The sequence below is a fragment of the Cohnella soli genome, from assembly GCF_042655525.1.
Taxonomy (GTDB): Bacteria; Bacillota; Bacilli; order Paenibacillales; family Paenibacillaceae; genus Cohnella; species Cohnella soli.
In genome coordinates, this window is sequence record NZ_JBHSMI010000028.1 from 932,430 (window position 1) to 955,205 (window position 22,776).

General features: G+C 53.0%; 19 protein-coding genes. All 19 read left to right on the plus strand.

Annotation, left to right across the window (positions count from 1 at the left end; genetic code table 11):
• Nucleotides 1-5: 5 nt before the first annotated feature.
• The 19 genes from ACFPOF_RS19930 (at nt 6) to ACFPOF_RS20020 (ending at nt 22,767) form a co-directional block, all read left to right on the plus strand.
• Nucleotides 6-1,133 carry a hypothetical protein gene (locus ACFPOF_RS19930; protein ID WP_378135830.1) on the plus strand — a complete coding sequence of 376 codons (1,128 nt, stop codon included), beginning with the start codon at nt 6-8 and terminating at the stop codon, nt 1,131-1,133.
• A gap of 109 nt (nt 1,134-1,242) precedes the next feature.
• Nucleotides 1,243-2,028, plus strand: coding sequence for a YveK family protein (locus ACFPOF_RS19935; RefSeq protein WP_378135832.1), 786 nt, complete (start codon nt 1,243-1,245; stop codon nt 2,026-2,028).
• Nucleotides 2,009-2,644 carry a CpsD/CapB family tyrosine-protein kinase gene (locus ACFPOF_RS19940; RefSeq protein WP_378135834.1) on the plus strand — a complete coding sequence of 212 codons (636 nt, stop codon included), beginning with the start codon at nt 2,009-2,011 and terminating at the stop codon, nt 2,642-2,644. The genes ACFPOF_RS19935 and ACFPOF_RS19940 overlap by 20 nt, the downstream gene beginning before the upstream one ends.
• Nucleotides 2,645-2,682: 38 nt before the next feature.
• Nucleotides 2,683-3,684 (plus strand): glycosyltransferase family 8 protein, encoded by a 1,002-nt coding sequence (locus ACFPOF_RS19945; protein WP_378135836.1) that lies wholly within the window; start codon nt 2,683-2,685, stop codon nt 3,682-3,684.
• Nucleotides 3,681-5,249 carry a murein biosynthesis integral membrane protein MurJ gene (gene murJ / locus ACFPOF_RS19950; protein ID WP_378135838.1) on the plus strand — a complete coding sequence of 523 codons (1,569 nt, stop codon included), beginning with the start codon at nt 3,681-3,683 and terminating at the stop codon, nt 5,247-5,249. The genes ACFPOF_RS19945 and murJ overlap by 4 nt, the downstream gene beginning before the upstream one ends.
• Nucleotides 5,250-5,278: 29 nt before the next feature.
• Entirely contained in the window at nt 5,279-6,460 is a 1,182-nt protein-coding gene (locus ACFPOF_RS19955; RefSeq protein ID WP_378135839.1) for a glycosyltransferase, read from the plus strand.
• Nucleotides 6,461-6,472: 12 nt separating this feature from the next.
• Nucleotides 6,473-7,909, plus strand: coding sequence for a hypothetical protein (locus ACFPOF_RS19960; RefSeq protein WP_378135841.1), 1,437 nt, complete (start codon nt 6,473-6,475; stop codon nt 7,907-7,909).
• Complete coding sequence (locus ACFPOF_RS19965) at nt 7,855-9,594, plus strand: glycosyl hydrolase family 28-related protein (RefSeq protein WP_378135843.1); 1,740 nt, start codon at nt 7,855-7,857, stop codon at nt 9,592-9,594. Before ACFPOF_RS19960 ends, ACFPOF_RS19965 begins: the two co-directional genes overlap by 55 nt.
• A gap of 577 nt (nt 9,595-10,171) precedes the next feature.
• The gene (locus ACFPOF_RS19970; RefSeq protein ID WP_378135845.1) at nt 10,172-12,088 is read left to right on the plus strand and encodes a hypothetical protein; all 1,917 of its coding nucleotides are present in this window, start codon (nt 10,172-10,174) and stop codon (nt 12,086-12,088) included.
• Between the two features lie 175 nt (nt 12,089-12,263).
• Complete coding sequence (locus ACFPOF_RS19975; protein ID WP_378135847.1) at nt 12,264-13,022, plus strand: YveK family protein; 759 nt, start codon at nt 12,264-12,266, stop codon at nt 13,020-13,022.
• A complete protein-coding gene (locus ACFPOF_RS19980) occupies nt 13,003-13,704 on the plus strand; it encodes a CpsD/CapB family tyrosine-protein kinase (protein WP_378135849.1) in 702 nt (233 codons plus the stop codon). The genes ACFPOF_RS19975 and ACFPOF_RS19980 overlap by 20 nt, the downstream gene beginning before the upstream one ends.
• Nucleotides 13,705-13,722: 18 nt before the next feature.
• On the plus strand, nt 13,723-14,724 hold the full coding sequence (locus tag ACFPOF_RS19985) for a polysaccharide pyruvyl transferase family protein (RefSeq protein WP_378135851.1): 1,002 nt from the start codon (nt 13,723-13,725) through the stop codon (nt 14,722-14,724).
• Nucleotides 14,672-15,622 (plus strand): glycosyltransferase family 2 protein, encoded by a 951-nt coding sequence (locus ACFPOF_RS19990; RefSeq protein WP_378135853.1) that lies wholly within the window; start codon nt 14,672-14,674, stop codon nt 15,620-15,622. The genes ACFPOF_RS19985 and ACFPOF_RS19990 overlap by 53 nt, the downstream gene beginning before the upstream one ends.
• Nucleotides 15,591-16,421, plus strand: coding sequence for a glycosyltransferase family 2 protein (locus ACFPOF_RS19995; RefSeq protein WP_378135855.1), 831 nt, complete (start codon nt 15,591-15,593; stop codon nt 16,419-16,421). Before ACFPOF_RS19990 ends, ACFPOF_RS19995 begins: the two co-directional genes overlap by 32 nt.
• Nucleotides 16,418-17,506 carry a glycosyltransferase family 4 protein gene (locus tag ACFPOF_RS20000; RefSeq protein ID WP_378135857.1) on the plus strand — a complete coding sequence of 363 codons (1,089 nt, stop codon included), beginning with the start codon at nt 16,418-16,420 and terminating at the stop codon, nt 17,504-17,506. Before ACFPOF_RS19995 ends, ACFPOF_RS20000 begins: the two co-directional genes overlap by 4 nt.
• Nucleotides 17,503-18,648 carry a glycosyltransferase family 4 protein gene (locus tag ACFPOF_RS20005; protein WP_378135859.1) on the plus strand — a complete coding sequence of 382 codons (1,146 nt, stop codon included), beginning with the start codon at nt 17,503-17,505 and terminating at the stop codon, nt 18,646-18,648. The genes ACFPOF_RS20000 and ACFPOF_RS20005 overlap by 4 nt, the downstream gene beginning before the upstream one ends.
• Nucleotides 18,645-19,961 carry a hypothetical protein gene (locus tag ACFPOF_RS20010; RefSeq protein ID WP_378135861.1) on the plus strand — a complete coding sequence of 439 codons (1,317 nt, stop codon included), beginning with the start codon at nt 18,645-18,647 and terminating at the stop codon, nt 19,959-19,961. Before ACFPOF_RS20005 ends, ACFPOF_RS20010 begins: the two co-directional genes overlap by 4 nt.
• A 14-nt stretch (nt 19,962-19,975) precedes the next feature.
• On the plus strand, nt 19,976-21,295 hold the full coding sequence (locus ACFPOF_RS20015; RefSeq protein WP_378135863.1) for a hypothetical protein: 1,320 nt from the start codon (nt 19,976-19,978) through the stop codon (nt 21,293-21,295).
• 5 nt (nt 21,296-21,300) lie between these two features.
• Complete coding sequence (locus tag ACFPOF_RS20020; RefSeq protein WP_378135865.1) at nt 21,301-22,767, plus strand: MOP flippase family protein; 1,467 nt, start codon at nt 21,301-21,303, stop codon at nt 22,765-22,767.
• Nucleotides 22,768-22,776 lie beyond the last annotated feature (9 nt).

Here is a 22,776-nt window from a genome sequence, read left to right on the forward strand (position 1 = left end):
TCAAGGTGGAAATCGAGGCCGTGGGAAAGAAACTGTTCGTCTGCACGAAGCCGTACCAGTATCTTATCGCCAGGCTCATTAAAGAGGGGTGCGGATTTGCCGATTGCGAGCTCGTTATTCTAAACCATTTCCATAAGGCGGAACAGTTTAGCGAACGCGTTCGGGCTTTGGGCATTTGGGCTAAAGTGACGTTCATCGACGACGGCATGCTCGATCAATTCAAGCTGCGGCTGAATCCTGTCCGGAAATATTTCTTTTATCATTCCTGGAGAAGGTTTTTGCCCGAAGCGTTCAAAGACATTACCGAGTACTCTTCGTTATTCGTCGCGCACGATTTCGTTGCCGTCGAGTACGCGATTATTCGCAAGTTCGGCGCGGAAGGCAAAAAAGCGATTTTATTCGAAGAGGGCTCCGGGAACTACATCAATAACAGCACCCATAAATCGTGGCACATGCGATTGCTGAAGAAAATGGCGCCTTGGCTCGGGTTGCCCGGGGGGTATTTCGGAAGCATGCGCTGGATTCGCGAAATTTGGCTGCAGCGGCCGGAGATCATTACGGGCAAACGCGACAATCCGATTTTCCGCAAAACGATCGGACTCCCGCTCACGCTGGAGTCGTTCATGAGGATGCCGAAGATTATACGGGAGAGTTATTTCCTGTATCCGGAGCTGGAAGAAGTAGACGAGCTTGTCAGAGGACATGAAGAATTAACCGTCGTGCTGACCGATCCGTTTCTGGATGACGTCGACAATCGGGAAGCTTATATCGAAGATATCGTGAGGAAAGCGAACGAGGCGACGAACAATCGCAGGAGCCCCGTTTTCTTTAAGCAACACCCGGGCGAACGATTGCCTTTTCCGCAAAGCGGGAATCCGCAAGTGTCAGCCTTGCCTCAGAAGCTTCCGATTGAGCTGCTCTACCATGTCATCAAAAACAACGATATCAAAAGAATTCATCTCGTCTCGTTCGGGAGCACGGCGATTTTGAATTTATACGATTTGTGTCGCGCCGACGATTGCATGAACGTCTACATCATCGACAGCTTGTCTATGAACGAAGACGATAAACTAATCGCGTCGCGATTCGCGGATCTGGCGGAGAAGCATAAGATTATTTTCCGATTTATTTAAGAAAATCTCCGATCGAGTGGTCAACCTTCCGCTTGACTTGTTACGTTATGTATCGTAAAGTAGCGATATGAATGTTACTAAATGTATCATTAAAGGCGGGGAAATGAAGATGGAGCTGCGCGATGCCGGCGAGCCGCAAGAGCCGGAATTAAAGCAATACGTCAAGCTGTTATGGAAAAGAATGTGGTTGATTGGTTTGATGATGCTTATGTTCGGAGGAGCAGTGTTCGTTCAGCACTCGTTATACTCTTCTCCTCGTTACGAAGCGACAGCCAAAATCATCGTTAGCACGACGAAGACGGCGGCGGAAGCGGTTCGCGGCGTCGATGCGAGCCAGATCGCTTCGGACATTATGCTCATAGATACGTACAAGGAAATATTAACGACACCCGACATCATGGAGGAAGTCGTGGAGAAACATCCCGAATTCGGTTTGACGGCCGAGCAAATCGGCAAGAAGCTGAAAGTAAGCTCCTCCGAGAAGTCCCAGGTGATGAGCCTCGCCATCGAAGACGCTTCCGCGCCGCGTGCTGTGGCCATCGTTAACGCCGTCACGGAAGTGTTCCGCCAAGAGATTCCGAAAATCTTAAACGTGGACAACGTCAGCTTGCTAAGCGAGGCGAAAATGTCGGATCAAACGCCGAATTTGTCGCTCAGCTTGACGAAGAAACTCGTCATCGCCTTTCTATTCGCGATCGTCGTATCCGTGGCAATCGTGTTTCTGTGGGAGTATTGGGACGATAAAGTCAGGGAAGAGAAAGATGTACTCTCCTATCTGGGTAAGCCGATGCTGGCCAGAGTCGGAAAAATAAAACCGTCGGAGCTGAGAATGGTAGATGATGCCAACTCCAAAAACATGGCAGGTGATTCGGTACATGTCGGCGTCAACCAATAAGCATAAGCTCGTTGCGATTGCCAACCCGAGCTCCAGACACGCGGAATCGTACAGAACGCTTCGCGCCAACATTCAATTCGCTTCCCGCGATCGCAAGTTAAAAGTCGTGCTTGTCACGTCGTCCAAGCCAGGCGAGGGAAAGACGACGACGGCGGGCAATCTGGCCGTGCTATACGCTCAGCTTGGAAAGAAGACGCTGCTTATCGACGCGAACTTGCGCAAGCCGGACTTGCATCGGTATTTTAATGTCGCGAACAGGTTCGGGTTAACGAACGTGCTTTCCGAAGAAGCGATCTTGGAGCATGCGGTTACCGCCAATGTTTATCCGAATTTGACATTAATGACGTCAGGATCGCCAACGGCTTTTCCTTCGGAGATGCTCGCATCCGAGCGGTTCGCGCAGCTCATGGCGACGCTGCGGGAACTTTACGATATCATCATCGTAGATGCGCCTTCTTCTCTCGGAACTGCCGATTCGCAGCAGATCGCGACCATGTGCGACGGTTCCGTTCTGGTTGTCAGACGGGGCGCCTCGAGAAGGGGAGAAGCCCATGAAGCGGTTGCGAAGCTGGATCATGTACATGCGGGTGTCATCGGCGTCGTATTAAACCGGTAGCAACACCATATTCATCCGACTAGTAGGTGGCTAAGTCCATGATCGATACCGAGACAATCGCCGTCGTTTCAAGCGCGGACAATTTATACGTGCAGCATCTTTGCGCGGCGTTTGCCTCCGTCATGGTGAATTTGTCCAAAGGCTGGCGCGCGTCGTTCTACGTGATCGACGGAGGCATCGATGTCGGGAACCGAAGCAAGCTCATTCGCACCGTCACCGGGATGGGAGCGGACGTCGAGCTGATTCCGGCGGACAAAGAGTCGTACGGAGATTTGTTCATCGCTAGCGACAGGCATATTACATTGGCTGCGTATTATCGATTGTCCATTCCGGAGCTATTCAAGGACAAGGCGTATGAGAAGGTTATTTATCTGGACTGCGATTTAATCGCGGTAGACGACCTTTCGAAGCTGTGGCAGACGCAGTTGAGACAGTATCCTTTGGCGGCCGTCCAAGATCCGGGCGGTGGAGAACGGCTTGCCAAGCTTGGCATACCGGAAGGGGAAAGCTACTTCAATTCAGGGGTCATGCTTATTAATTTGGCGCGCTGGCGAGAACTGTCTGTGACGGAGAGGACGCTCCGATTTTTGAGGGAAAACAGGCACCGCTTGTATTATCACGACCAGGACGGCTTAAACGCGGTGCTCTACGGCCAATGGCTGCAGCTACATCCTCGGTGGAACGTCCAGCGGGCGATGTTCTCCCGCAAAATTCGCGCGGAACTGCCCTGGTCATTCGGAATCGAGGCGCGTGAAGGCTGCCGCGAGCCAGGTATCGTGCATTTTACGGGAACGTCAAAGCCGTGGCAATTCGATAATGCGCATCCGTACAAACGCGAATATTATCGGTATTTGCGTATGACCGAATGGAAGGAATTTCGCCCGGCGGTCGGACTGCGTCTTGCGTTGAGGCGTTTGGCGAAGCTGGTGTTGCCAGCCTCGCTTCATTCCGTATTCGCTAAGATGAAATTCAGGTCGGTCGCGAATCAGGATGTTCGTCGCGGACATTCAAGTCACGCCGAAGAAGAGGGTATACGATGAATGCAAAAGCGATTTTTTCAGGAGCGGCAATCTTATTCGTCGGCAACTTGCTGAGCAGCTTCCTCGGACTGGGCAGGGAAATTCTATCGGCCGCGTATTACGGCGCCGGCATGCAAATGGACGCGTACCTTTTCGCCAATACGTTGCCATCGATTGTCCTGTCGTTTTTTGGCGGTATTCTGATGGGGGGATTTATCCCTTTGTTCATTAAAAAACGAGTAGAGAACGAAGAGGAAGCGTCGGCCATGTTCAGCAATGCGATGAACTGGGTCATCGTCATCGTGCTTGCCCTGACAGCGGTGTTCTACGCCTTGAGCGATCCGATCGCTTCTCTTTTCTCTTCCGACGCCGAAAGCCATCGGATGATCGAGCGGCTGCTCTGGATTTTGCTGCCCAGCATTTTATTCTTTGGCCTCACATACGCGCAGTCGGCCGTATTGAACAGCCTGAACCACTTCGTCGTTCCCGCGCTGTTGACGGTACTGAACAACATCGTCGTCATCGGCTTCATGGTTTTTTTTCACAAATCGATGGGCATCGATTCCGTCGCGCTCGGTTTTGTCGTCGGCACGGTTCTGCAAGTGATCGTGCAGTGGCCGATGATGAGGAAGAAGGGCATCCGTTATCGGTTGCGGATGACATGGAAGGATGAGCAGCTCAAACGTCTTGTTTTCATGTCGTTTCCGATTATCGGCCTCGTTCTTATCGACCAGTGCATCGTGTTCTCGACCCGTTTTTTCGCCTCGTATTTGGAAGAAGGCAGCATTTCGGCGATTAACTACGCTAACCGGTTTATTATGCTGCCGGTAACGTTGTTCGGAACGGCGCTGATCAGCGCGACTTATCCGACGGTCGTGACGCTAATCGCCGAGAACAAGAAAAAGGAATACAACGAAATTGTGTCGACGACGGTGAAAAGTTTGCTCCTAATGCTGCTGCCCGTCGCGGTCACTTGCATGGTGTTCGCTCCGAACATTATCCGGTTGCTGCTGGAGCGGGGAGCGTTCGACAAGCAGGCGACCGAGATGACTTCGTCTGCATTCCTCGTGCTCGCGATCGGGATCTTCATTATTCCGATTCGAGAGTTTTTCATCAAACTGTTTTTCGGCAAAGAGAAAATGAGGACTCCGATCTACACTTCGCTGATCTATATGAGTTCTTTTATCGTCGGTTGCTTTCTGTTGATCCCTTCACTTCACTATATGGGCATCGCCATCGCGACCGCGATCGGAATGGTATGTTCGCTTACGTTCCTCATCGTGCGGTATTTAAGGATGGACGGAGGAAATCGAATCGGCGTCCCGGTTGTCTACATAGCGAAGGTAGCTGCATCTGCCGGTTTGGCAGCGGGCATCGCCCGCTTGCTCTACGAATCGGTCAGTACGCAGATTCCCGGCCAATGGGAAGCGCCGCTGTCGGTGTTGGCTATTTGCTGCAGCGTGCTGATGTACTTGGTGTTCATTCGTTGGTTCGGCATTCGGGAAATTCATCTTGTCATCGGGAAAATCACCGCCAGATTCAGCGTCAGAAAAAGCAGGACGAATGCCGCAGTCGGCGAAGGCTGATCCGCGGCACGCCGGAAGGGAAGTTCCGAATGAACGTCTTATTTCTATCGTGGGCATATCCGAAGAAGAACACTCCGTATCTCGGGATTTGGGCGCATCAGCAGGCTTTGGCGTTGCAGACGCAAGGCGTCGAAGTTGAAGTGGTAAATTCGGTGCCTTATGTGCCGTCGATTGCCGGTGCGCTCTCTCCCAAGCTGCGTGATTATTCGTTGATTCCGGCGCAGGAGCATTATGACGGGGTAAAGGTGCATCATCCTAAGTTTCTGCGGACGAAACCGAATTCGCTGATCGACAAGCTGATGTTCCGGCTAATCGGGGCGCAGTCGACACTCACAAGCCGCGCGTTGGCGCGAGCGCTAGAGATGAGGAGATTCCATGTCGTCCATGCCCACAATTTATTTCCCGATGGTGCGGTTGCTTACCGACTATTTCGGAAATACGGCATTCCTTATGTGTTGACTCTTCACGACGTAGACCGGTTCAACAGCTTTCCGGATCGAGGAACGGCTCGAGCGCTGGCGGAAGCAATCGTTGCGCACGCGAAGAAAGTGCTCGTCGTTAGTACTCGCGTGCAGCGGAACATGTCATCTCAAGTGCCGAAACAAAGATTGGAAGTGTTATATAACACGTACTGGACGGAAGCGAAAGCGGCCGTGAAGCAGCGGCAGAACAAAATCGTTACGATCGCTTCGCTCATCGATCGCAAAGGCGTGCATTACCTGCTTCGAGCGTTTCGCCGGGTAGTCGACAAGCACGGGAAATACGAGCTTGTCATCATCGGCAATGGCCGGGAGATGTCGGCGCTCAGCAAATTGGCTGATGAACTTGGAATCGCCGACAAAGTGACGTTCACGGGGACGCTCGAGCACGCGAAGGCGATGGATAAGCTGTCGGAAGCTTCGATATTTTGCTTGCCTAGCTGGGACGAGGCGTTCGGCGTTGCGTACGCCGAAGCGATGTCATTCGGTATCCCTGTCGTAGGCTGCAAAGGTGAAGGAATCGCGGACATCGTGACGAGCGGATTAAATGGCATGCTCGTCGAGCCTCGCAACGAAGAACAACTGGCTGAGGCTCTGTTCGAGCTGATCGAGCAACCGGCGATGGCCGAACGGATCGGCTTACGCGGCCGAGAGGCGGTTCAGCAACTTCAGCCGGATGTGTTCGCGGCTAGACTCGTCGACATTTACGAGGATGCGCTGTGCAGAGCGTGAGGAGGAAGTGGCATGTTAAGGTTGTACATGATGTTTATTTTCTTCCTTCTGAACGGGGCGCTCTGTTACGCTAACACGGAATCATGGCCGCAGTCGGGAATGATGATGGCTGTGTTTATGTTAAATCTCGTCTGCGTGACGATCGGCTTCTATCGGGCGATGAGCGTAAAGACGCTGAACTTGGACACGATCATCTGGATTTTCGTCTATATGTTCTTTTTTATCGCGCCTGTAATTCAACTGCAAGCCGGTCCGTTATTTCCGAACACGATGCCGATCGAACCCGGCGACGTTATCCGCGCGGGAATTGTCGTATTCGTATGGAATGTCGTCTACATGCTGTTTCGCAGCCTTCACCGTCCTTCCGCGAGACGCGAAAATGCAATCGGAGGATCCGGGCTTGAGATCATCGGCAGCCGGGTGAGAGTCCTGTACTTTGCCCTATCGTGCGGCATTTTCGCTATGACGATCGCTTTGTTTAAACTGAATTACTTTTTCGGAGCGGCTGAGTTCGGCGCCGTTTTCGCGAATAAGTCATTGCTGCTGCTAGTAAATATTTCGTTTCAAGGCATCGTGTTCGCGAACTGGTTGTTCGCTTTCGATGACCGAAGACGGTATCGAAGCTTGGTCGCTCGGATGAAGCTGCTGCTCGCTTCGGTTATTCTGCTGAACCAGTTGAGCCCGTTTAACACCTCCCGCTTCTATATTGGTTTTTGCGTTATCCTCGTCGTCTATCTTTTCTACTTTCCACGGCTCAAGCCGAGCCAATTCATATGGATTATGTTTACCGGCCTGCTGTTTATATTCCCGTTTCTGAACATGTTCCGTTACGGCTTCGGCGGGTATGAGATGCCGACTGCTTACCACTTAATGTTCGATCAATTAACGGAGTTGCACTTCGACGCTTTCTCGAATTTGGCGGCGACGATGAGGTTTACCGATCTCCATGGATATTCTTACGGTTACCAGATGCTCGGCGTCTTGTTTTTCTTTGTCCCGAGGGATATTTGGTCGGGGAAACCTCTCAGTTCAGGGGAAGCGATCGGAGATTTTATATCCGGCAATTACACGTTGAATTTCAACAATTTGTCCAATCCGTTGCCAAGCGAGTTCATGATCAATTTCGGATGGGTCGGCGTCGCGGCGGGGGCGTTGCTGATGGCGCTGTTCGTGAACCGTCTGGAGTCGTCGGTAGGTAAAAATCGTTATACGCACGCGTTGATCGCAGGGTTTTTGTTTATATTGCTGCGGGGCGACCTCATGAATGCATTCGCTTACTGCTTCGGCACATATTGCGTCATGGTACTGTTGCCGACAGGGTTATCCAGATTTCTTGACCGGGCGCCCCGATCTTCTTCATCTCATTCGCCGCGCAATGGAAAGGAGAATGCTGGATGGACAGGGAGCGGGATTCGTCCGGTAACCGCGCGGGCGAACATAAGAGAATAGGCAGAAGGCAGTTTCTAACGGGCATGGTGACGGCGGGAGCCGCGCTGATCGCGGGCAGATGGCTCAAGGAAAGACTGTTTGATTCTGGCGGCGCCGCCGAGCCCGCCCATATTGTAGTTTCCCGAGGAGAGGCGCTGTTCGTCACGCTTGCGGATTTCGGTGCCGACCCGACGGGCGTAACGGATAGCAGCGACGCGTTCGCCCGGGCGCTCGACTATATCGAGCAAGCGACGGCGGCGAATCCTGCGGCATCCGTGCTGGAAGACCACACGCGAAGAGGGAGAGCCAGGCTGATCATTCCGGAAGGTTGTTATTCGATTTCGAAACCGGAGGCGCTGATGCGTCGGTCGTATCGAACAAGGACGCTCGGTTTGACCATTCAAGGCGCAGGCAGGGGCGTTACGCAAATTATTTATCGCAATAAAGCCAAAAACAAATATTTGCTGTACAACGAGGACGCATGGATGTTCGTTTCGATATCCGACATCGAATTTATTTCCGTTGAGCCGGGAAACAACTTTATGTACTCTCATGCAAGCGGAGGCGCGCAAAATTATTCGTTCGAGCGATGCGTCTGGAACGGCGAATGGAACGATATTTTCCGGCTCGAAGGTTCGAACAACAACAGTGAGATGACTTGGTATCATTGCAATTTCTCGGGTTCAATCAAGAGGGGCGTATACGTGCCCGCAGCGGGAGGTTCGGATCAATTTCTGAACTACAACTTCTTCGCTTGCCAATTCGAAGTAAGCGCCGGCGATTACCTCGTATTCGAGAGAGGCGGCAACATTAACGTATGGGGAGGAAGTTTGATCCATACGGACAAGGATCAGGGTGGCACGTTCTTTAAGCTGCTCAACGGCAGCCATGCTTTCGGCGTGCAGCGGTTTCTTTGCATCGGAGCGAGGTTCGAGCATCGCGGCCCCGGGAGCAGGCTGATTGAGTGCGAATGGAACGATGGCACAGTATCGTTCATTAGCTGTGATACCGCTTCGCAATCGTTCAGACTGGCTCCGGTCGTGAATGCAGTGTTTACGTCCGCTAATCAGAAGATGCCGAGCATCCTGTTTCACATGTGCGTGCTTGCCGGCAAGCATGAGTATCGGTACGGAAGCGGATCATGGAACGCCCCGCATAACGTCGCTTACGAGAACTGTGAATTCTCGCAAGCGGCTTCCGCTCAAGACGTCATCGTATGGACGTCGGAACCAGGAGTTGGGAAAGGGGGGCGGCCGATGATCCAGTTTCGGAATTGTCGGGGAGCGAACGCGGACGCGGAGACGGCGTTCTTCGATTCGGATCTGGGCTATCGGAACAGCAATCGGGCGCAACTTTCGCGGAAAGTCGTCAGCGTGAAAAACAGCGAAGGCGCTTTTCCGGCCGCGGGAGGACAAGAGACGTTTAAGCTGCCGCTGGGCGCCGTCATCTTGAATATTCGGATATTCTGCAAGCAAGGCGAGATAAAAGAAGGTCAGGCGGCTCGTTACTGGCTGGAGACGGCGGAGCCGGTTCCGACGGAGCTTGCGTCGGTTGACGTCGCATCGGGGCGGGACGGTTTCAACGTTAACCAGGATACGTTGTTTGAGTGCGACACCGATGAGAGAAGAACCATTCGGCTTTGCGCGGGCGCCGAAGTTGCCGAAGCCGTTCGCGCCGCCTGCTGCTTCGTCGAATATATAGGTTGAGAGGTAGTTTGCTAAATTTGCTTTTGGTCACGCTGCACGGGATATCCGGCGCACGCCGTTACACCGTATGCGTCCTCCGACGGACTGCCCTGTGCACCGCTTTATACGAAAACTACTTTCTAACTTTAAAGCAGTGCATTATGGCAAAAGAGTACCCTACGATCTGAGATTTCTTTTTTTTTCTATAACGGCACAATTCATAAACAAACGAAAGTCCGCGTGAGAGAATAGCGTTACAGGATCACCCTATCAACTGCTCCGGCGCCTGTTGAAGAACAATAAGGTTACGGCATAACGTAATTATATACAAAAAACCAATATATGGGGCTTGTGGAATACCATTAACGTTATGCCACCATCTTATTCTCGCTGCCGCAGCCATTTCGGGGCGAATAAGACTGTGCCATAGCGCTATTCGCTGTATATCGGACTTTTATTAGTCGATTGTGCCGTCGTAGTTTTGTTAACGTTGCGGGAGTTGGCTTCACTACACTTGAGTATTCATGTATTTTATTCACCGATCTTCTTGTCCCCAATATAATGTAGTAATTTTATGTGGGAGAAGGGTGGGCGGACAGTGGCGGATGGAAGTATTTCGATCAATGACGGCGCGATTTCGAGCGGGAAGCTGGCGGACGGAGCAGTCACGACGGGCAAGCTGGCAGACGGGGCGGTCACAACCAATAAAATCGGGTCAGGGCAAGTAACGGCCGATAAAGTGGCGGACGGGTCGATCGGAACTGCGGAGCTGGCGAGCGGCGCGGTAACTGCCGACAAGATCGGGGCGGGGCAAGTAACGGCCGATAAGGTGGCGGACGGCGCGATCGGAACTGCGGAGCTGGCGAACGGCGCGGTGCAAACCGCGAAGATCGGGGACGGGCAAGTGACGGGGGCGAAGATCGCCTCCGGTACAATCACGCAAGACAAACTGGCGTTTCCGATCGGCGGCGGAGGCACCGGGACTGGGGACACGACGACGATTTATTTGCAAACATACTTGAATGCAGGGCAGTCAGTAACGCAGGCATTCGCTTCCGCGAACGCCGCCATTCAGGCCGCAATCCGAACAACGCCATCAAACACAAACAGAGTCGGGACGGTTAAGCTGAAGCTGCCCGGCGGTCGGCTGGTCGTGCCGAATCCGAACGTATTTCTGTTGACGCCGCCGTTCCGGACTTGCGGTCTTGTTATCGAAGGAGCAGGTACGTACGCGACCGAGATTGTATTTCAGCCCTCCGTTGCCAATCAGGCGCTTATTACGAACAAGGACAATTGGTTGTTCCTTACGTTCCGCGACATGGCTTTCGTCGGAGACATTTCGTATGCGACGGGGCTGACGTTCATGGATTCTTATTCGACGGGCGGCGCGCAAAATTACGTGTTCGAGCGCGTAAACTGGCTCGGCACATGGAGGTACGGTCTACATCTGACGGGAAACAACACCAACTCCGAGATGAGTTTTTTTCATTGCGGCATCTCAGGGACGTGGGAAACGTTTTTCTGGTCCGAGACGTCCGATCAATTCGTGAATTATAACTTCTACTCCTGTCAATTCGAGGTGAGCGAAGGCAACTATATCCGTTTGACGGAAGGCGGCAACGTTAACGTATGGGGAGGCTCGCTCATCCATTACGGCGCCAACGGTGGGACGTACTTCATCATGGAAGGAGGTGCCCATTCATACGGCACGATGAGGTTCCTCTGCTCCGGAGTAAGGTTCGAGCACCAAACGGATAAGAGCATGATGATCGACTGTGCCTGGGCGAGCGGTTCGGTGAAATTCCTGAACGTCGACAACACGACGGAAACGGGACAACGTTCGGCGGACTGGACGTTCGCTCGTTTCTCGCCGGGCAACGACAACATGCCGATTGTGTCTTTCGACGGCTGCATGTTAAACGGGAAAATCGAATTCGTGTATTCCTCCAACACGTTCGATCATCCGCACAACGTCGAATTTGCCAATTGCGAATTCAGCCAATATGCCAACGCGGCCGACATGGTCGTCTATACGGGAGCGACGAATCCGGGAGGGCGTCCGGTCGTGCGCTTCCGTAATTGCCGCTACCAAAGCTCTAATGCTGTAACGGCGATTTTCGATGCCAACGTTGGCACCGATGCCAGCAATCGGGGAGCAATGGAGACAAGGTCGGTATCGATCCGGACGGCCGGAGGGCAACTGCCAGCTCGCGGCGCATATGAAGATTTTAACCTGCCGATCAACGCGGTCGTAACGCGGATCGTCATTTATTCGCCGGCCGGAGCGGTCACGTCCCGCAACCCGGCGGACTTCAAAATCCAGACGAGAGAGACAACGCCGCAAGTGCTCGCCTCGGTCAAAACAACGACGCCGTACTCATCGGGCTTCTTGTCGGATACGAGTATGTTCATTCCTTGCTCGTCGGATGCGAAGAGACAGCTTCGTTTCATTAGCGGCAGCGGCGTCGATCAGTATAACTCGAAAGGCATGTGCGTAATCTACTATTTGTCTTAGGGATGATATAATCGCCGAACTTTCGTTAAGGTACTTTGCCAGCCGATCACGCGCCAATAACCGCCCGAAGGGCGGTTATTGTACTTTTTGCGACATTCTGCATCTTGACAGGTTACAAAATGTATCGTAAATTGAGGGATATAAAGTTACATTTTGTATCGGATAGGGGTAAACGATGCTTATGACGCTTTTCGATTATTTGAAAGTCATTCGCGCTCGAGCGACGCTTATCGTTGCGATCGTCATCATCGCGTGCGCAGTCGCGGGTATAATGCAGGAGCGCCTGTCCAAGCCCGTCTACGAGGCCGTAAGTAAAATCATCGTCAATCAGACAATCGATGGCGCGGCCGGTCAATCCGCAATCGACCAGAGCAAATTAGCGGTCAACATCATGTTCGTCGCCACTTACAAGGAAATGATCAAGACGCCATTCGTACTGGGCGAGGTTGTAAGCAGGCATCCTGAGTTCAATTTGACAACGAACGAGTTGGTCGCCAAAACCGCGGTCACCTCGGGCCAAGGAAGTCAGATCATGACGATTGCCGTCAAAGACCACTCCTACGAGCGGGCATCGAACATTGTCAATGCGATCACGACGGTGTTCCAAGACAAAATACCGAAAATCATGAAGATCCAAAACATCGAAATGCTAAGCGCATCCGATCCGAACAACCGACCCGTCCCCCAAGAAACGAGTTTGGTTTACGTTCTTCTGATCAGCTTTATCGTATCGAGTATTCTTGCCGTGTCGTTCGCCTTCCTGCTCGAATACTTCGACGGCAGCTTGAAAGAGGCAGACGAAATCGAAAGGATGTTCGGCATTCCGGTGTTGGCGAGCATTGCAGAGATGAAACGAGGCCATCTCCGCGAACTCAAGTCGAAATCATCCTACAAAAAGGCAGGTGAAGAAAATCATGTCCACGTCCACGGTTAAAAGAAGCTTGATTACCCAGTTGGACCCGTTCTCCATCGCGGCCAACGAATATCGTTCGTTGCGCAATAAGCTGGATTTTACGCCGAACGGACAGACACGAAAGGTGATACTCGTTACGTCTGCTGTGCCGTTGGAAGGCAAGTCGACGACGGCAGCCAACTTGGCGATTGCGTACGCGCAAGCCAACCGCAAAGTGCTGCTGATCGATGGCAACGCATACCGACCGGCACTGCATCAAGTATTTTCCGTTTCCGGCGACAGCGGGGCAGCGAGCGGAAGCTTCCCGTATCTCTCCCTCGCCGATATGGCGAGGGAGGTCGGCATTCGCAATTTGTCACTTTTCACTGCGGGCCAGTTTTTTTCCGTCTCGGATAACCCGTTTCACGAGGAAGCGATGGGTTCGCTGCTCGTACAAGCAAGGGAGCAATACGATATTGTCATCATCGATTCCCCCGCGCTGCTTTCGCTGACGGACACGTCCATTTTGGCTGTCAAAAGCGACGGAGTGCTGCTTGTCGTCCACACGAGTTTGTCCCGCAAGGAGCAAGTGTTGAAAGCGAAAAAGCTGCTGGAGCAGCTACAAGTCCCGATCATCGGATGTGTGCTGAACAAAACGAAGTCGGACTCTTCCGCGGCCTACGAACACTATTCGACTGCGAGGACGAAGCGAGAGAAATTATGAGCCGCAGGAGGGAACAAATTGCAAGCCTTCTTGGACTTGAACAAGGATTCGCGCTGGATGGAAGCCATTAAGAGCAAGCTCGACATCGTGGGAGAGTCCGTTCCTCCGGGAGCACATATTGTCTACCTCGATTATCCCGTCCACGGGAACATCGGAGACCTTCTGATCATGAAAGGAACGGAAGCCTATTTCAAGGCAAAAGGTATCCGTGTTCGCAAACGATTTTCATATTTAAACTTTCGCATGGGAACGAGAATTCCTAGTAGCTGGATCATTGTATGCCACGGGGGTGGCAATTTTGGGGACTTGTACCCGTATTATCAGAAGTTCAGGGAGACGCTCGTTCAGAGATACCCTAGGCACCGGATCGTCATTTTGCCGCAGACGATTTATTTTCGCGATCCAGAGGAGCAACGGCGTTCTTTGAAGCTGTTCGGCCGACATGCGGACCTGCATCTGTACGTCCGCGACGAAGGCTCATACCGTGCGGCGAAATCCGAAATCGCCAACGTAACGCTCGCACCCGACATGGCCCATGAGCTGTACCCGCTGAAGGCGGCGCCGCCGGGAAGCGGTAAGAGGCTGGCATTGGTCAGAACGGACGGGGAGGGGAACTCCTGGGACTTGGAGAGGTCTCTCGTCCTCTCTTGCGACACCAGGACGGATTGGCCCGATTTGTTCGGCGCGTGGGATCGGCTTCTCCTGGGTATCGTTGTTCGAGCCCATTCGCTTGATCGGCGGTGCTACAACCTACTGCCGATTCGCCGGCTATGGTACTTTCTGTCCGATCTTTACGTCCGAAGAGCCGTTCGCTTGTTCGACAGTTACGACCATATTTTAACGTCCAGGTTGCACGGGCATATCTTATCGTGTTTGATGGGCAAGCCTAACAGGCTTATGGATAACAGCTACGGCAAAAATTCAAGCTACTATCGGCAATGGATCTACAGATTGGAGGAAGCTTGCGATGTCGGCAATTCGGGGAATCACGCTGGCGATTTGCACTCGCAATCGTCATGACGATCTGGAACGTTGCATCGCCTCGATCGCGAAGCAGCAGGCGACCGTTCCGCTCGAAGTGCTGATTGTCGACGACGGCGACCTGCCGGCTGGATGGCTTGAACAGATAGAGAACAAACACGGCTATCCGAGAGGTTATTTGCGCTATATTCGCAAAAGCGAGAAAGGGCTCTTCCTATCGAGAATAGAAGCGATCCGGAAATCCACGCACGACATCGTGCTGTTCGTCGACGACGACATCGTGCTGGCGGACGACTACTTGAGCCGTTTGGCTGAGTTATATGAAAGGAATCCTTCATGGGCGGGAATCGGAGGCAGAGACCTATTGATCGGCAGGGGCGGGTGGAGTTGGAGGCTGTTCTGCGGCGTATTCCTGTACGGTTCCTCGAAGCCGGGGAAGCTGTCGCTAAGCGGCTACGGGGGGGCGATGATCAAATGGGGGGCGATGAAAGCGCCTTTCCGCACGGAGTATATGCTCGGATGCAATATGTCCTTTCGGAAAAGCGCGCTCGCGGGCGTCGCGCCGGTAGATTGGCTTTCGGACTACAGCCTCGGTGAAGATATTTACCTATCGATTGTCGCAGGAAGAAGCGGGCAACTGTGGATAGATCCGGCGCTGACCGTAACACATCTGCAATCGGTTGATTCCCGCGACAGGATGGAGCTTGTCGCTTATACGGAAATCGTCAACCACTATCATCTCCTTCGGACGAGACGGCGCCATCCGGTCACAACGTTGCTCCTGTTATGGACTTCATGCGGACTACTTCTACGGGCCGCGATTCGGACCGCTCATCGCGCCAAAGCTTTCGGATATTTGAGGGCGATGAGAGACATCGTTCGAGGTCGTCGCGGGAGGTCGTCGCATGAAAATATCGCTCATTATGGCAACCGTTAACCGTACGCTCGAAGTAGAAACATTTCTTCGGCATCTGGATCGCCAAGAGTACCGCGACTTCGAACTGATCGTCGTTGATCAGAACGAAGACGACCGGCTGGCATCGATACTGCTTCCGTACGGGAGTCGTTTTACAATCGTGCATCTGGCTTCGGAAAGAGGCATATCGAAGGCGAGGAACGTCGGCCTGCTCCGAGCCTCCGGAGACTTGATCGCTTTCCCCGACGACGATTGCTGGTACGGCCCCGATCTGCTTCGATCGGTCGTTGCCCGGTTTGCGGCGAGACCGGACGCGGATATCGTGACAGGGCGTTCGATTGACGGGACGGGGGCGGACAGCGCTTCGAAATTCGACAAGACAGAAGGGCCGGTTGATCGGAAAAACGTATGGAGGAGGGCGATCTCCTATACGATTTTCCAGAGGCGCAATGTCGGCGTCCTCGTCGGCGGCTTCGATGAGAATATCGGGGTCGGAGCAAATTCAATCTATTTGTCAGGCGAGGAGACGGATTACGTGCTGAGGGCGCTACCACATTGCCGGGCCTATTATTATCCGGATTTGACTGTGTATCACCCGAGCCCTGTCGCTCGATACTCCCCGCAGGTGATCAAGCGGGCATACAAGTACGGATGCGGGTTCGGAAAAGTCGTCGCCAAACACCGGTATTCGTTGCCGTACAAAGGCACCGCGTTGCTGAAACCTATCGTTGGATCGATCCTTTACGGCCTGTTTCTGCAATTTCCCAAATCCAATTATTATTGGCATTCCTTTCTGGGAAGGCTCCGGGGGATGTTATGAATATCTATGTAAACGCAAGGTTTCTGATGCAGCACGTGACTGGCGTCCAACGTTATGCGATCGAACTGATCAAGCGCTGGGACGCGCTGCTGGGCGAAGAGTCCGAAGATCGCGGCAACGTCAACGTGACGCTGCTCGTTCCTCCCGGCGCCGCGAGAGAGCTTTCTCTTGAGCATATCCGGACGCGGGTCGTCGGCTCATTCGGCGGGCATGCATGGGAGCAAACGGTGCTGCCGTTCTATGCCAAAGACGGCTTGCTTGTGAACTTGTGCAACACTGGGCCGATGTTCGCCAGAAAGCAGATCGTGACGATCCACGACGCTGCTGTCTACGATCAGCCGGAAGCATACTCCTTCTTATTTCGCAGCGCGTACAAGCTCATTCAGCGCGCGATCGGCCGAAGTGCCTTGAGAGTACTGACGGTATCCCAATTTTCTAAATCGAGAATCATGAGCCGAGGAGGTATTCCGGAGAAGAAAATCCGCGTGTTCGGCCATGGCAGGGAGCACATGCTGGAGCTCGTTCCGGAAGAGGGGTTTCTGGAAAAGCACCGGCTGATCAAGGGGGGGTACTTGCTGGCGGTCAGCAGCCTGAATCCTAGCAAAAACTTCGCCAGCATCGCGCGGGCGATCGAACTGTTGGAAGACGTTCATTATCCGATCGTGATCGCCGGCGGTATGAACGGACGCGTCTTCAGTAAAGCGGAAATGCCGCACTCCGACAAGGTGAAGCTCGTTGGATACGTGTCGGACGAGCAGTTAAAGGCTCTTTATGACGGAGCGGGGTGCTTCGTGTTTCCCTCCCTGTACGAAGGCTTCGGTTTGCCTCCGCTGGAGGCGATGGCTTGTGGCACGCCGGTCATCGCATCGGGCTTGGCTTCGCTGCCCGAAGTGTGCGGCGAAGCGACACTTTACTGCGATCCCCTCGATCCTCGTGACATCGCCACGAAGATCAACAGCGTTATGAACGATGCTTCTCTTCGGAAGGCATTAAGCGCAAGAGGGTTGCGTCGCGCCGAACGATTCACGTGGGAGGAATGCGCGCGGGCAACTTGGAAAGCAGTGAAGGAGGTTTATCCGACTTGAAAGTAGCGATCGTGCACGACTGGTTAGCCGTCTATGCGGGTGCGGAGAAAGTGTTGGAGCAGTTGCTGACGCTTTATCCCGACGCGGACCTTTACAGCATCGTGGATTTCTTGCCCAAGGATGAGCGGGGATTCATTCGCAACAAGCGAGTGACGACTTCATTCATTCAGAAGATGCCCTTCGCCAGAAGTAAATTTCGCCACTATCTTGCCTTGATGCCGTTCGCGATCGAACAGTTCGATCTTTCCGAATACGATCTGATTATTTCGAGTTCTTACGCGGTCGCTAAAGGCGTCATCACCGGTCCGGATCAATTGCACATCTCGTATGTGCATACGCCGATCCGGTACGCATGGGATCTTCAGCACCAGTATTTGAAAGAATCGGGGTTGACGAGAGGACTGAAGGGCGGCATTGCCAAATGGATGCTCCACAGGATGAGATTGTGGGACAGCCGTACGGCGAATGGGGCCAACTCGTTGATCGCGAACTCTCGCTACATCTCCAACCGGATTTGGAAAGTGTATCGGCGTCAATCCACCGTTATTTATCCTCCCGTTGACGTCCAACGATTCGATTTTGAGGACCGCAAACAAAACTATTATATGACCGCGTCCCGTATGGTCCCTTACAAGAGGATAGATTTGATCGTGGAATCTTTCTCCATGATGCCGGACAAGAAACTGATCGTGATCGGCGATGGTCCAGACTTCGCGAAGATTAAAGCGAAAGCGAAGCCGAACGTCGTCCTGCTCGGATACCAGCCGGCGGACCGATTGTGCCGGTACATGCAGGAAGCGAGAGCGTTCGTGTTTGCTGCCGAAGAGGATTTCGGCATTACGCCCGTCGAGGCGCAAGCTTGCGGCACTCCCGTCATCGCGTTCGGGAAAGGAGGAGCGCTTGAAACCGTGCGAGGACTGGATGATGCGAAGCCGACCGGGGTGTTCTTTGCGCGACAGTCTGTGGAATCACTGATCGATGCAGTGCGGGAGTTCGAGAGCCGCGAGGCGTCGATCTCTTACCAAGAATGCCGAGAAAACGCGCTGAGATTCTCCGGAGAAATTTTTCGGGAAAGATTCCGCCGACACGTGGAGGAGCAACAAGCGGGTTATCTTAACCGGAGAGAGGTGGATTCCCGATGAGCGCAGCCGTAATAAATCCAAGGTTTTTGCTGGCGTCCGTGTTTGTCTCGAGTACGGGTGTGTGGTTGCTCTACAAACCGATGTTCTCGTTCGTGAAGTATTATTCGCTGCACGCGTTTACCCATTACCTGCTGTTTTACTCGATCATTTTGATTAGTTGCTTTGTCGTGGAGAAAATGGGCGAGTCCGTTGCCGGCGACGCGTGGAAGCGGCGGTTCGACCGCGTTAACTCAAGCGGATCGCTCCGCAAAGAGGCGTTGACGCTCGCTGGGATCGCGTTCGCGGCCCAATGGCTGTGGATTCTCAGAATGGTTGCGGCCAAGGGTACTGGCACGCTGGTTCGGATGGTGTTCATCGACGGCGATATTTTGAAGTTCAAGGAGCAGATCGTCAACGCGACTGGCATACCGGGAGTTACGACGTTGACGCAGCTCAGCTTGATTGCGTCTGGCCTGTACGCTATTCATGTTTTCGGGCTTCGTAACAAAAGCGAGCTTTGGATTTGGGCGCTCGTGTTGTTTCCCGGTATTCTGAGGGGGATGCTCTTTTCGGAGCGGATCGCGATGCTGGAGGTTCTTCTTCCGATCATCGTGTTCGCCATTTATTTCAACAAATTAAAAGTGACCCTCTTCAAGGCGTCGGCAGCAGTCATGGGCGTCATCCTGTTTTTCTCAGCGGCGGAAGGGCTAAGAAGCTACCGCTATTATTCGGAAACAGGAGTCGCAAACGAAGGCGTGTATGGCTACGGCATCGGAAGATTTCTCGATTATATCGGTTCGAGTGTCAACCATTCTATGGCGATGGTCGATCTGTCTGACCGGGCGTTCGGATTCCCGACGTTGCTCCTGAATGGCTGGATCAACTTCGCTTACGCTTTTATTCCGGAATCGACAATCCGTACTTTTTTACATATGAACGAGTCCTTGCAAGCTTATCTGAACGTGAAGAACAGCGTCTATTCGGCGCCGGATTACACGAACATGGGGTTCTTCGGCGAGGTGTTCGCGAGTGCGGGGTACTTGTATGCATTCTACGCCGTTCTATACGGATGCTTCATCGGCTTGGCATACAGAGGAATCAAAAGGTACGAAGTCGGCTGGATGGCCGTGTATCCGATCGTCGTGTTCTCTTTGCTCGAGAGTTATCGGGTTCCATATTTGTTCGATAACCGAGTGTTTTATCCGCTTTTGTACGTCGCTCTACGTTATGCATATTTCAGTTTTCTGGTGCGGAAAGGCCGGGCGGCTGGCGGTTCGGTCAATGTCGATGCAAGTGCCAGTGCCTTGAAGGAAGCGGCAGTGCACATTCAATAGAAGGAGAGAAGCCCGTGCCAAAAAAAGAAAATGCGATTTACGTGAATGACGTCGTCGCTCGGGGGAATACGGTAAGATACGCGGTGAATTACGGATCTGAGGCGGAGAAGTACTTTTCGGGAGAGCCTTTTTTCGTCGAATACGATCGAGATGTGTCCTCCGTGCCGAAAGGCTTGCTGGTCATTCCTTTGCTTGCGAATTTATGCCCGGTGGCCTGGGTGGCGGGTGTCGACGTGTATGTCGACGAACTGGACAAAGGTTTTTACGAGAGTCTGCTTCTGGCGCAACGTTCGTTTGGGTCCATGTACCCGAGATTAAAATTTGCTGGCACTCTTCATGTGCGGCGGATTACGGAGACTTCAGATGCCTTAGACAGTATCGACGGTCCAGATGGCAAGACAGGGAGATCGGCTGCCTTCTTCAGCGGCGGAGTCGATTCGATGGGGACGTTCATCCGGAGAAGAGAGGAGAAGCCCTTTTCCGTTACGGTATGGGGAGCGGACATTTCGTTCGGGCAATCTTCGGTGTGGGAGAAGGTCAAACGAGCCAACGGACAATTCGCGCTCGAGAACGGAGTAGACCAGTTATTCATCAAAGCGAACTTGCACGGTTTTCTGAACGAGAAGCTGATCGCCTTTACGTTTGGGAGATTCACCCACGGCTGGTGGCCGGGCATCCAGCACGGCATCGGTATGGTGGGGTTACTCGCTCCGCTGTCATGGGTGCTCGGCATTCGGAGGTTATACGTTCCTTCGGCGCTACCCCCGAAGCTAGCGAGATCTTTCCCCGACGGCTCCAATACACTGATCGGCAACCACATCCGGTGGTCTGGAACGACCGTTCAGTTGGACGGTGAACAGTTGACCAGACAGGACAAAGTCAGCTTGATCGCCGATTTTATGAGGAGTAGCGAACAGCCGGTACGGCTGCGGGTATGTTGGATGAATGAGGACTACGGCAACTGCGGCCGCTGCGAGAAATGTTTGCGGACGATCTCTGCTCTGCTCGCTGAAGGGGTCGATCCCGCGACGGCCGGTTTCAACGCCGACAAGGCGACGTTGGAGCATCTTCGACGGATGCTGCCTGTCTGGCTGCCGAGCAGCGTGCTGACAGTGGAGTATTGGAACGAAATCCGCGTTCGCAGCATCGAGAACGACGAGAAACTTCCCGCGTGGGCGCGGGAGTTTTTCGATTGGTTCCAGCACCTGGACGTTCCAGCCTTCGTCCGCCGAAGAAGTTTGATCTGGAAACTGGTGGACATTGTTCCTCACCCGTTGTTTCTTTTCTTGAAAAGACTGGGAATGAATCGCCAATTCAAAACTGAACGAGGGTAAAGAATATGTCCTTGAGAGTTCGCGGCATTACGGCCATGAAATGGTCGAGTTTATCCACCGCCGTCTCCATCGTCATTCAGCTCACCCAAATCGTACTCGTATCCAGGCTGCTGAAGCCGGAACATTACGGTCTGATGGGGATGATTATGGTGTTCGTTGTGCTGGCGATCAGCATGAACGATCTGGGCATCTCCAATGCGATTATCCATCGACAGCATGTAACGCGTCGCGAGTTGTCCAGCCTGTACGCGCTGAACTTGGGGGCGGGAGCAGCCGCCAGTATGATCGTATGGCTGCTGGCACCGCTGGCGGCGGCCTTCTACGGTGAACCGAAGCTCGTGGGGCCGATGCATCTGATGGCTTTGCTTTGTTTTATCCCGGCTATCGGCCAACAGTTTCAAATGCTCCTTCAGAAAGAATTGCAGTTCGATTATTTGGCCAAAGTCGACATTGCCGCCTATTCGTTCGGTTTTGCCGTCGCTCTGACCGGTGCAGGCCTCGGTTACGGCGTATACGCACTCGTATGGTCTCATCTGGCGAATGCATTGCTGAAATCAGTCTGCTTGGCGGTCGTCGGCTGGCGGAGATGGAGGCCGGAATTTCATTTTGCGCGGAGCGACCTGAAAGGGTATCTGAGCTTCGGATTTTATCAAATGGGCTCGAACGTGGTTCAGGCCGTTATTTCGAATTTGGACTACATCATTCTCGGCAAAATGTTTGGAGCGGAGAAGCTCGGCTATTACACTTTCGCGTTTCAAATCTGCTCTATGCCCGTCCAGAAGCTTAACCCGATGTTCTCGCAAATTTCATTGCCGATTCTCGCGAAGTTGCAAGACCAAGCAGACAGGCTAAAGAAGGGTTACCTTCGATTAGCGGGAGCGGTCAGCTACTTGAACGCCCCGATTTTCTTCGGCTTGTCGGTAACAGCGCCTTATCTCGTTCCGTTCGCTTTCGGATCGCAGTGGGACGCCAGCGTTCCGCTTATTCAAATATTGGCCGGCATGTTGCTCGTCAGGTCATTGATTCTATACTCTTCGAGCCTACTGCTGGCCAAAGGGAGGGCGGACCTCGCTTTCCGGTACACTTTAGTCAGCTTTGGGGTCATTCTCCCCGCGCTGACGATTGGGGCTTACTTGGGCGATGCGGCGGGTGTTGCTATCGCGTATTTCATCGCGCAGCTTCTTCTGTTCGGCATTCATTACAAAATCTCGATTGTGAGAATATTGGGTGCTTGCCTGAAGGACTACGTTCGCAGCCTTATCCCGGGCCTTCTAAGCAGCGCGATTATGGCCATGACAGTATTCGGTATCGGTATTGCGTTACAGACGCACTATAATGCGACCGCGATCTTGAGTATCCAGGTATTGTCCGGAGTATGCTTGTACGGCATCATTGTCTATATTTTCAATAGAGAGAATGCGAAGGAAATGGTCGGCGGTGTCCTCGTAAAAATCGCCAGAAAGCAAACCTGATATGGACGA

What these genes read in the sequence shown, in the direction of transcription:
- ACFPOF_RS19990 (WP_378135853.1), top strand. Translation starts at nt 14,672, where the DNA reads ATGTCGGCAATTCGGGGAATCACGCTGGCGATTTGCACTCGCAATCGT.
- ACFPOF_RS19980 (WP_378135849.1), top strand. Translation starts at nt 13,003, where the DNA reads ATGTCCACGTCCACGGTTAAAAGAAGCTTGATTACCCAGTTGGACCCG.
- ACFPOF_RS19940 (WP_378135834.1), top strand. Translation starts at nt 2,009, where the DNA reads ATGTCGGCGTCAACCAATAAGCATAAGCTCGTTGCGATTGCCAACCCG.
- ACFPOF_RS19995 (WP_378135855.1), top strand. Translation starts at nt 15,591, where the DNA reads ATGAAAATATCGCTCATTATGGCAACCGTTAACCGTACGCTCGAAGTA.
- ACFPOF_RS19965 (WP_378135843.1), top strand. Translation starts at nt 7,855, where the DNA reads ATGGACAGGGAGCGGGATTCGTCCGGTAACCGCGCGGGCGAACATAAG.
- ACFPOF_RS20020 (WP_378135865.1), top strand. Translation starts at nt 21,301, where the DNA reads ATGTCCTTGAGAGTTCGCGGCATTACGGCCATGAAATGGTCGAGTTTA.
- murJ (WP_378135838.1), top strand. Translation starts at nt 3,681, where the DNA reads ATGAATGCAAAAGCGATTTTTTCAGGAGCGGCAATCTTATTCGTCGGC.
- ACFPOF_RS19945 (WP_378135836.1), top strand. Translation starts at nt 2,683, where the DNA reads ATGATCGATACCGAGACAATCGCCGTCGTTTCAAGCGCGGACAATTTA.
- ACFPOF_RS20000 (WP_378135857.1), top strand. Translation starts at nt 16,418, where the DNA reads ATGAATATCTATGTAAACGCAAGGTTTCTGATGCAGCACGTGACTGGC.
- ACFPOF_RS19960 (WP_378135841.1), top strand. Translation starts at nt 6,473, where the DNA reads ATGTTAAGGTTGTACATGATGTTTATTTTCTTCCTTCTGAACGGGGCG.
- ACFPOF_RS19955 (WP_378135839.1), top strand. Translation starts at nt 5,279, where the DNA reads ATGAACGTCTTATTTCTATCGTGGGCATATCCGAAGAAGAACACTCCG.
- ACFPOF_RS19975 (WP_378135847.1), top strand. Translation starts at nt 12,264, where the DNA reads ATGCTTATGACGCTTTTCGATTATTTGAAAGTCATTCGCGCTCGAGCG.
- ACFPOF_RS20010 (WP_378135861.1), top strand. Translation starts at nt 18,645, where the DNA reads ATGAGCGCAGCCGTAATAAATCCAAGGTTTTTGCTGGCGTCCGTGTTT.
- ACFPOF_RS19935 (WP_378135832.1), top strand. Translation starts at nt 1,243, where the DNA reads ATGGAGCTGCGCGATGCCGGCGAGCCGCAAGAGCCGGAATTAAAGCAA.